Source organism: Microbacterium sp. CCH5-D1 (genome assembly GCF_001557335.1).
Lineage (GTDB): Bacteria > Actinomycetota > Actinomycetes > Actinomycetales > Microbacteriaceae > Microbacterium > Microbacterium oxydans.
On record NZ_LSJW01000244.1, the window covers coordinates 1 to 9,423 of the forward strand.

Below are 9,423 nucleotides of genomic sequence, written 5' to 3' on the forward strand. Positions count from 1 at the left end.
GGCCGTCGGTCTGGAAGACCTCGCCGAAGTTGCAGTCGTCGCCCTTCTGGGTCGCGGTGTAGATGACCCCGGTGTCGAGCATCGTGACGTTCGCGTCCGGAGCGTCGAAGCCGTAGGCGGCCTTGAGTCCGGGCCAGCCGTCGTCCCGCGTCGAGAACTCGCTCTCGATGCAGAAGGTCTGGTCTGCGCCCGGCAGCTTCGCCACGTCGCTGAGCGTTTTCACACCCAGCTTCTCGGCTTCACTCTGGCGGATCGCGAAGGCGTAGGTGTTGTTGAACGGAGCCGGATCCAGCCATGCGATGCCGTTCTCGGCGTCGGCCTTCTTCACGGCGTCGAACTGCGCCTCGGCGCCCTGCACGGGTGCGGTGTTGCCGTTGTAGGTGATCCACGAGGTGCCCGTGTACTCCCAGTACCCGAGGAACTGGTCGTTCTCGAGCGCCTGCCGCACGTTCGCGGATCCGACGAGCTTGGTGTTGGCTTCGACGTCCGCGCCGTGGGCGTTGAGCAGCTCGGCCGTCATGTAGGCGAGGATGTACTGCTCCGAGAAATCCTTCGAGCCGATCTCGCCGGTGAGACCTTCGAGCTCGTCGCCCTGGGCGCCGGAGCCCCCTGCGGAGCTGGAGGAGCAGCCGGCGAGCAGCAGCGTGCCGGCGGCGATCGCGGCGAGCGAGGCGGATGCGATGGTACGGGAGTTCATTGCGGTTCCTTTCGGGATGAGGACGTGAGGAGGACGGTGGGTGTCACAGGCCCTTGGGGCGCACGATGTCTTCCACGACACCGGCTGCCCAGTCGATGAGCACGGCGATCGCGGCGACGAGGACCGCCCCGACGACGAGCACGGGATAGCGCTGGAGCTTCAGACCGTTGATGATCATGTCGCCGAGACCTCCGGCGTTGATGAACGTCGCCACGGTGGCGACTCCGACGGCGAACACGAGAGCGGTGCGAAGACCGGCGAGGATCACGGGTGAGGCGAGAGGGAGCTCGACCCGACGGAGGACCTGCGCGGAGGTCATGCCCATTCCCCTGGCCGATTCACGGATGTTCGGGTCGACCTGCGCGAGTCCGGCGATCGTGTTCTGCAGCACCGGGAGGAAGGAGTAGATCACGAGGGCCAGGAGGGCGGTGGTGAATCCGGTCTGCCAGACGATCGCCAGCAGGATCACGACGCCGATCGCCGGTGTGGCCTGGCCGATGTTGGCGATGCCGATCACGATGCCGCGGAAGACCTTCGACCGCGAGCGGCTCACCGCGATTCCCACCGGAATGGCGAGCACGGCGACGAGGATCGAGGCGATGATCGAGAGCACCAGGTGCTCGCCGATCCGAGACGTGATGTAGCCGGCGTTGAGCGTGCGCTGCTCGATCGAGTCGAGCTCCAGGCTGGAGACCCACGCGTAGGTGAGCAGCAGCACGACCGCGACCACGATCAGCGGCATCGTCCGTCGCAGCAGCACGGACATCCCTCGGCGCCGGACACCCTGCGTCTGCAGCACCGTGGTCGCCGAGGGGACCACCTGCGGGCCGGTCATGATCAGCCCTCCTCGGCGCGGCGCACGGGACCTTCGACCCCGAGCGCGGCGGAGATCGCTGCCTGGTCGACCGAGCCGACGACCTGGCCGGCACGCGTCACGTTGACCCGCGCGGCGCCCGTGACGACCAGGGTGTCGAGTGCCTCACGAAGGGAGGCGTGCTCGTCGACGGTCGCCACGGGTGCCGCGGTGTCGGCCGCCCCGATGCGGGCATCGGCGACCGGGATGAGGGCGAGGCGCTTGAGCGCCGCACCCTCCCCGATGAACGAGCGCACATAGTCGTTGGCCGGTGCCGCGAGGATGCGCGCGGGGGTGTCGAACTGCTCGATCTGGCTCCGATCGCTCAGCACGGCGATGCGGTCCCCCATCCGGATCGCCTCTTCGAAGTCGTGCGTGACGAAGATGATGGTCTTGCCGATGTCGGCCTGGAGACGGAGGAACTCGGCCTGCAGCTTCTCGCGCGTGATCGGGTCGGTGGCGCCGAACGGCTCGTCCATGAGCATGACGGGCGGGTCGGCGGCGAGGGCTCTGGCCACTCCGACGCGCTGCTGCTGTCCCCCCGACAGCTGCCGCGGATAGCGCTGTGCGAACGTGCCGGGGTCCAGCTGCACGGTGCGCAGCAGCTCGTCGACACGCTCGGCGATCTGGGACTTCGACCAGCCGAGCAGCTTCGGGACGATCGCGATGTTCTCGGCGATCGTGAAGTGCGGGAACAGACCGATCTGCTGGATCACGTAGCCGATGTGGCGGCGCAGCTCGTTGCCGTCGAGCGAGAGCACGTCGTCGCCGTTGATGCGGATGGATCCCGACGTCGGTTCGATGATGCGGTTGATCATCTTCATGGTCGTGGTCTTGCCACAGCCGCTGGGGCCGACGAACATGATCAGCTCACCGGGTTCGATGCGCATCGAGAAGTCATCGACGGCCGGTGCCGACTGCCCCTGGTACTGCTTCGTGATGTGGTCGAGCACGATGTCGACCCCGCCCTGCTGGGCTGCGAGAGAGGTGAGAACGCCGGTGTTCGTGGTGATGTCAGGCACGGAGACCCCTTGAGGTGGTGAGACGGGCGATGAGCACGAGGATGCCGTCGAGGACGAGGGCGAGGAGGATCACGGCGACGGTGCCCGTGAGCGCGTAGTTCAGAGCGTTCTTCGAGCCGAGCGAGCTCAGCCCCTTGAAGATGTACTCGCCCAGTCCGGGGCCGGCGACGTACGCGGCGATCGCGGCGATGCCGACCGTGAGCTGAGCGGCGACGCGGATGCCGGTCATGATCACCGGCCAGGCGATCGGGAGCTGGACCGTGAACAGGATGCGGGTCGGGCCGAGACCCATTCCGCGAGCAGACTCGAGCACCGGGAGGGGGACCTCCCGGAGCCCGACCACCGTGTTGCGGACGACGGGGAGCAGGGAGTAGAAGACCAGCGCGACGACGGTCGGAAGCCATCCGAGTCCGAGCACCGGGCTCAGCAGCGCCAGGAGCGCGAGGGACGGGATCGTGATCGCGACGGCCGCGGCGGTGAGGACGCTGGTGCGGGCGATGCGATGGTTGCGCACCAGGATGCCGAGCCCCACGCCGATGATCGCCGCGAGGACGACGGAGATGAGGACGACGACGAGATGATCGCGAGTGAGCTCGAGGATGTCGTCGGCGCGACGTGCGAGGAAGGCCATGAGGTCTTCCCAGTTGAATCCGGACAAGGGGGCTCCTGTCTCGTCTTTGAGGCCGGTACCGGGTATGTGATTCACCGTAGCCGGTGTAACCATTTCGCCAAAGAGTGTTGCGTATATGGCAACAGAAGCAGGTAGACTTCCGGTGTGAGCACGACTCCCTCCGCCCCACGGCGCAACTCCTCCGGCCTCGGCCGCGACATCGAGATCCTCGAGCTTCTCGGCGGTGACGACGCACTGAGGGCCGGTGGACTCGGCGTCTCCCAGGTCGCTCAGGCGACAGGTCGTGACAAGGCCGTCGTGTCACGGACGCTCGCCACGTTGGCCGAGACGGGCCTCGTCGAACGGGACGAGGTGACGCTGCGCTATCTGCTCGGTCCGCGGCTGTACGCTCTCGCGGCGCACACCGCCACCTCCACGCTCGTGCACGCCTCGCGCAGCATCCTCCGCCGCCTCGTGCAGTCCACGCGAGAGACCAGCCACCTCTGTGTGCTGCGCGGAGGCAACGTGCTGACGCTGCTGAGCGAGCTCAGCCCGCACGACGTGCGCACGACGGGCTGGGCCGGCACCACGACGGCTGCATGGCGGACACCCTCCGGTCGCGCGCTGCTGAGCGACTGGGACGAGGAGTCGCTCTCCCGCTGGTACGACGATCACGGACAGGATCAGCCGCTCGTCGGGCACTTCGATCAGGCGGACCCCTTCGGATTCCCTGTGCTCGACGCTCCGCCGCCCGGCAACTCCCCCGTGACAGACCTCGGCACCCTGCAGTCCGAGCTCGCGCGCATCCGCGATCAGGGCTACGCGCTCTCGGACGAGGAACTCGAGTTCGGAGTCGTCGCGGCGTCAGCACCTATCGTCGATTTCACCGGTCGTATCGTCGCCGCGGTAAACGTGAGCGCGCCGAAGGCACGCATCGGCCCTCGCCTCGACGCCCTCGGGGCGCTCGTCTCACGCGCCGCGCGCGAACTGTCCCTCCGCCTGGGCGCGAGCTGACGTCCGGAACCGATCCGCCCGTATCCCCGGGGAACGGTCAGTCGTTCGCGAGCCGTCGCTGCAGCTCGACGCTGGCCGTTGCAGCGTCCACGTCGCGGATCCGCTGCCAGTTGCGGCCCCCGCGGGCGAACGCCACCTCCACCCCCGGCGGCACGAGCGCAGCCGGCATCGGCGTCGCCAGCCAACGGCATGACCTGATGTGCATGAGGTCGACCTCGTGGGCGCCCGGAGAGGAGTCGAAGCGCCACGGCCCATCGAGTGCGCCGAGCCAGAAGAGGCCGTCGACGTCGCGTGTCCACACCGGTGCTCCGTCCGGCGCCGCAGCGAAGCGCTCGACCCGTCGAGCCATGCGTTCGCCATGGCGGAGATCGACCGCGACGAGGGCGTCCCTCAGGCGTTCCGGGGCGGCGTCGAGTCGTCCGCCCAGCCCGCAGACACCGAGGAGGAGCGCACGCTCCACCGCCGCCCCGGCCGGCACGAGATCGTCACGTGACCGCATCGGCGCACGGTAGACGGGAATCTCGCTCACGACAGTGGCACCAGCGTCGCGTCCACCGCGGCACCATCGACCTCGACCCATATCATCGTGCGGGCGGGCCGGCGGCGACGGTCGGTCGGTGTCCCGGGGTTCAGCAGTCGCATGCCCGCATGCACGACGATGTCCGCCTCGTCGACCGCCCGCAGGACAGCGTCCGGCAGGCGCTTCGCCCTCTTCGGGACATGCGTGTCAGCGAGCAGCAGCATCCTCGTCGCCGTGGTGTCCTCCCCGCGTTCCGCCTCCCCGACTCTACGCACCGCACGCGCTCTCCGGGATGACACGCGACATGCGCGTACAGCAAACACTCAGGAAGGCGTAAACTCGCCCGAGTCCCTTGGTATACCGGGGACTCGATCGGAGGAACACACATGAGCACTGCCACTGCGCCGGCGAATCCCCGCTCGCGCGTCATCACCGCGAGCCTGGTCGGCACCACGATCGAGTTCTACGATTTCTACGCGTATGCGACGGCGGCCGTGCTCGTGTTCCCGGTGCTGTTCTTCCCCACCGGCGACGACACGACATCGCTCCTCTCCTCGTTCGCCGTCTTCGGCGCCGCGATGGTCGCCCGACCGATCGGCGCTGTGGTGTTCGGCCACTTCGGCGACAAGTTCGGACGCAAGGCCACGCTCGTGGCATCTCTGCTGACGATGGGCATCGCGACCTTCGTGATCGGTCTGCTGCCGACCTACCAGGACATCGGCTGGTGGGCGGCACTGCTGCTGCTGATCCTCCGCCTCGCGCAGGGCTTCGCGCTCGGCGGCGAGTGGTCTGGGGCGGCCCTGGTCGCGACCGAGAACGCCCCGAAGGGCAAGCGCGCCTGGTACGGCACCTTCCCGCAGTTGGGAGCCCCGCTCGGGTTCATCATCGCGAACTTCCTCTTCCTCGCGATCAACTGGCTGCTGCCGCACGCCGACAACCCGGCACTGAAGTCCGAGGCGTTCCTCGCCTGGGGCTGGCGCATCCCGTTCCTGTTCTCCGCCGTGATGGTCATCATCGGCCTGTGGGTGCGGCTCAAGCTCGTCGAGTCCGACACCTTCAAGAAGGCCGAGACGAAGGGCGTGATCCGCAAGCTCCCGCTCGCGACCGTGTTCCGCCACCACTGGAAGCAGCTCATCCTCGGCACGTTCATCATGCTGGCGACGTACGTGCTGTTCTACCTGATGACGAACTTCACCCTCGCCTACGGCACCAAGCCCGCGTCGCTGGAGACGGCTTCGGCTGCGGCGAAGGCGGCGGCCGAGGCGACCGGCGCCTCGTTCGATCCCGCCAAGTTCGCAGCGCAGTTCTATCCGGGACTCGGCTTCGGCTACACCGACTTCGTGCTGATGCAGATCATCGGCGTGGTGTTCTTCGGCGTCTTCACCCTGCTCTCGGGTCCCATCGCCGATGCGGTGGGCCGGCGCAAGCTGCTGCTGTGGGTCACGGGAACCATCATCGTGTTCGGCCTCACCTTCAACGCGTTCCTGCTCCCGGCGATCGACCCCAAGTTCACGGGTGCGCTCACGCAGGCGTTCCTGGTGTTCGGCTTCATGCTGATGGGCGCCACGTTCGGGCCCATGGGAGCCCTGTTGCCCGAGCTGTTCCCGACGAACGTCCGGTACACGGGGTCGGCCATCGCCTACAACGTCTCCTCCATCCTCGGCGCGGCGGTGGCCCCGCTCATCGCTCTGAAGCTGTGGGAGGTGGCCGGCGGGGCGCCATGGCTGGTCGGTCTGTACCTGTCGGCGATGGGTGTGCTGACCTTCATCGCGCTGATCCTCTCGCCGGAGACGAAGGACCACGACTACGACGACGACCTCGGCGTGGCCGCAGCCGTCGAGCTCTAGTCCGCGAGGAATCCCTCGATCGCGGCGATCGTCGTCGCGTTGTCGACATGCCGCACGGCGCGGATCCCGACCGCTTCGGCTCCGTGGACCGACACCTGGTGGTCGTCGATGAACAGCACGTCTCCCGGCTTCGCCCCCATGCGCTGGAGCGCACGCAGGTAGGCCTCACGTTCCGGCTTGTTGACGCCCTGCTCGTGGCTGTAGCAGATCGGATCGAAGATCTCGGAGAACCCGAAGCGGCGTTCCTCCTCCTCTCGCGCGCCATCGGCCGAGTTGGAGAGGATCGCGGTTCCCGCGCGCGACGAGAGGGTTCGCGCGTACTCGATCAGTTCCCCGTTGGCGGTGCCGCAGTACGCGTCCCAGAAGTCGGCGCGCATGGCGCTGCGTTGCGCGGCATCGAGGTCGAGCGCTGTGCTCACCGCGTCCCAGAAATCCGACTCCGTCCCCGTGGTGACGTCGATCGCGGGAAGATGGGCGGCCGCGATGCGCGCATCGAAGACACCGCGGTCGAGACCGCTCGCCACCTGCCAGCGATCCCACCACTCCTGCTGCCATGCGTCGTCGTCGACGACCTCGAGAACTCCACCGATGTCGAACAGGACCCACTTCTTCGAAATCATCGCCCCAGACTGTCACGTCAACATGTATTGACTTCCCGGCCCGCGTCAACGAATATTGACGCAGGAGGTTCATCATGACACTGCCGACGGCAATCGCCCAGGACGACGGGAGCGAGCCGCTGGCCGCCCTGCACCACCTCGCCGAGGTGCGGAAGGAGGTCGCCCGCGCCGAGGAGGCGAACGTGCGTCGCGCACGCAACCTCGGCTACTCGTGGCAGGCCATCGCCAGCGCTCTCGGTGTGAGCAAACAGGCGGCCCACCGCCGTTTCGGCCGCTCCTGAAGCTCTTACAGCCACTCCATAGGATCCGACCGCGAACGAAGTACGGTCGAAGTACCATCTCCAGATAGAGGTCCCGCATGTCCGGTTCGGCGACAGCACGCCGTCGCGGACGTGGCGCACAGCCCGAAGGCCCCCGCGCGACGTTCCGCCAGCTCCTCCCCTTCCTCTTCGAGCACAAGCGCACCCTCATCGTGGTCGCCGTGCTCAGCGTCATCGGCGCAGCGACGTCGCTCGTGCAGCCGCTCCTCGTGGGTCAGGTCATCGAAGCCGTGCAGTCCGATACGGGGATCGGGATCCTCGTCTGGCTCCTGGTCGGCTTCGTGATCGTGTCGTCGATCATCTCCGGCTTCCAGCACTACCTGCTCCAGCGCACCGGCACCGCCGTGGTGTATTCGAGCCGTCGCAAGCTGATCGCCCGCATCCTGCACCTGCCGACCTCCGAGTTCGACGCCCGCCGCACCGGTGACCTCGTCTCACGCGTCGGCACGGACACGACGCTGCTCTACGCCGTGCTCACCCAGGGCCTCGCCGATGCCGTCGGCAGCGCAGTGCTCTTCGCCGGAGCACTGATCGCGATGCTCGTGATCGACCCGATCCTGCTGCTGCTCATCGTCGTGGTGATCGGCATCTCGGTCGCGGTCGTCGTGCTGCTGAGCGGACGTATCCGCACCGCATCGACCGCCCAGCAGGAGAAGGTGGGTGAGCTCGCCTCCGGCGTGGAGCGTGCCGTCGGCTCGATCCGCACCATCCGCGCCTCCGGGGCGACCGAACGCGAGACCACCGCCGTCACCGCCCTCGCATCAGACGCCTACGGGATCGGCGTGCGCATCGCCAAGATCTCCTCCATGGTCGTGCCCGTCTCCGGCATCGCCCTGCAGCTCTCGCTGCTGGTGGTCCTCGGCGTCGGCGGCTTCCGTGTGGCGGCCGGAGCGATCACGATCGCCTCCTTGATCTCGTTCATCATGTTCCTGTTCCTGCTCGTGATGCCCTTGGCCACCACGTTCGGCGCCATCACCTCGGTGAACCAGGCCCTCGGTGCGCTCGGTCGCATCCAGGAAGTGCTCGATCTGCCGACCGAGTCGCAGGACGACGAGAAGATCGCCGCGTCGCTGCCTCGCGAGACGCCGACCCCCGACGCACCGGCCATCGAGTTCCGCGACGTGCGCTTCCACTACCCCGCGAACGTCGTCGCAGCCCGTGCGGCCGCAGCCGAGGAGGCCCGGACCCTGCTCGCGGATGCACACCTGGAGTCCGCAGAGGAAGCGACGGCCGCCGTGCAGGACCACGAGGTGCTCCGCGGCGTGTCCTTCGCCGTGCCCCACGGCTCCCGCGTCGCCCTCGTCGGCCCCAGCGGCGCCGGCAAGAGCACGATCCTGTCGCTCATCGAGCGCTTCTACGACCCGACGGGTGGCTCGATCCGCCTGCACGGCCACGACGCGCGCACGTATCCGCGCGACGAGCTGCGCGCCCACTTCGGCTACGTCGAGCAGGACGCGCCGACGCTGGCCGGCACTCTCTCCGAGAACCTGCGGCTCGCCTCTCCCGAGGCGACCGACGCCGACTGCGAGCGCGTGCTGCGCGCCGTGAATCTCGGCGACGTGCTCGAGCGCAGCCCCCTCGGGATCGAGGCACCCGTCGGCGAGGACGGCGTAATGCTCTCCGGCGGTGAGCGTCAGCGACTCGCGATCGCCCGCGCGCTGCTGACCGACGCCCCGATCCTGCTGCTCGACGAATCGACGTCGTCGCTCGACGGTGTGAACGAGCAGCGCATGCGCGAGGCCATCGATGCGGTCTCCACCGACCGCACGCTCGTGGTCATCGCCCACCGCCTGTCGACGGTCGTCGACAGCGACCTGATCGTGGTCCTGCAGGACGGCGTCGTGGTCGGCCAGGGCACGCACGCCGAGCTCGTGGAGTCGACACCGCTGTACCGCGATCTCGCCCGGCACCAGCTTCTCG

General features: G+C 68.0%; 11 protein-coding genes. 4 read left to right on the forward strand and 7 right to left on the reverse strand.

Annotation, left to right across the window (positions count from 1 at the left end; all coding sequences use genetic code 11):
• The 4 genes from AX744_RS14795 to AX744_RS14810 all read right to left on the reverse strand — a co-directional run.
• Nucleotides 1-697: glycine betaine ABC transporter substrate-binding protein (locus tag AX744_RS14795; protein WP_061017680.1), on the reverse strand; the 697-nt coding region annotated here is incomplete at its 3' end.
• 43 nt (nucleotides 698-740) lie between these two features.
• Nucleotides 741-1,532 (reverse strand): ABC transporter permease, encoded by a 792-nt coding sequence (locus tag AX744_RS14800; RefSeq protein ID WP_061017682.1) that lies wholly within the window; start codon nucleotides 1,530-1,532, stop codon nucleotides 741-743.
• Between the two features lie 2 nt (nucleotides 1,533-1,534).
• Complete coding sequence (locus AX744_RS14805) at nucleotides 1,535-2,572, reverse strand: ABC transporter ATP-binding protein (protein ID WP_193752228.1); 1,038 nt, start codon at nucleotides 2,570-2,572, stop codon at nucleotides 1,535-1,537.
• Nucleotides 2,565-3,230: an ABC transporter permease gene (locus AX744_RS14810; RefSeq protein ID WP_127012430.1), complete on the reverse strand. Its 666-nt coding sequence runs from the start codon at nucleotides 3,228-3,230 to the stop codon at nucleotides 2,565-2,567. The genes AX744_RS14805 and AX744_RS14810 overlap by 8 nt, the downstream gene beginning before the upstream one ends.
• Nucleotides 3,231-3,347: 117 nt before the next feature.
• Between AX744_RS14810 and AX744_RS14815 the strand changes: the two genes are divergently transcribed.
• Nucleotides 3,348-4,196 carry an IclR family transcriptional regulator gene (locus tag AX744_RS14815; RefSeq protein ID WP_046749670.1) on the forward strand — a complete coding sequence of 283 codons (849 nt, stop codon included), beginning with the start codon at nucleotides 3,348-3,350 and terminating at the stop codon, nucleotides 4,194-4,196.
• 37 nt (nucleotides 4,197-4,233) lie between these two features.
• On the opposite strand, the gene AX744_RS14820 is transcribed toward AX744_RS14815, so the two are convergent.
• Together AX744_RS14820 and AX744_RS14825 are read right to left on the reverse strand one after the other, a co-directional pair.
• Nucleotides 4,234-4,695 (reverse strand): GAF domain-containing protein, encoded by a 462-nt coding sequence (locus AX744_RS14820; protein WP_082738540.1) that lies wholly within the window; start codon nucleotides 4,693-4,695, stop codon nucleotides 4,234-4,236.
• 26 nt (nucleotides 4,696-4,721) lie between these two features.
• Nucleotides 4,722-4,940, reverse strand: coding sequence for a hypothetical protein (locus AX744_RS14825; protein WP_061017685.1), 219 nt, complete (start codon nucleotides 4,938-4,940; stop codon nucleotides 4,722-4,724).
• A 162-nt stretch (nucleotides 4,941-5,102) separates the two neighbouring features.
• On the opposite strand from AX744_RS14825, the gene AX744_RS14830 reads away from it, so the two are divergent.
• On the forward strand, nucleotides 5,103-6,563 hold the full coding sequence (locus tag AX744_RS14830) for an MFS transporter (protein ID WP_061017687.1): 1,461 nt from the start codon (nucleotides 5,103-5,105) through the stop codon (nucleotides 6,561-6,563).
• Here the strand turns inward: AX744_RS14830 and AX744_RS14835 are convergent.
• Nucleotides 6,560-7,183 carry an HAD-IA family hydrolase gene (locus tag AX744_RS14835; protein WP_061017688.1) on the reverse strand — a complete coding sequence of 208 codons (624 nt, stop codon included), beginning with the start codon at nucleotides 7,181-7,183 and terminating at the stop codon, nucleotides 6,560-6,562. The two genes, AX744_RS14830 and AX744_RS14835, sit on opposite strands and share 4 nt — an antisense overlap.
• A 74-nt stretch (nucleotides 7,184-7,257) precedes the next feature.
• Here AX744_RS14835 and AX744_RS14840 point away from each other — a divergent pair, with 74 nt between their 5' ends.
• Together AX744_RS14840 and AX744_RS14845 are read left to right on the forward strand one after the other, a co-directional pair.
• The gene (locus AX744_RS14840; protein ID WP_061017690.1) at nucleotides 7,258-7,464 is read left to right on the forward strand and encodes a hypothetical protein; all 207 of its coding nucleotides are present in this window, start codon (nucleotides 7,258-7,260) and stop codon (nucleotides 7,462-7,464) included.
• Between the two features lie 77 nt (nucleotides 7,465-7,541).
• Nucleotides 7,542-9,423, forward strand: a 1,882-nt coding sequence (locus AX744_RS14845) for an ABC transporter ATP-binding protein (protein ID WP_061017692.1), incomplete at its 3' end; no start/stop codon positions are given.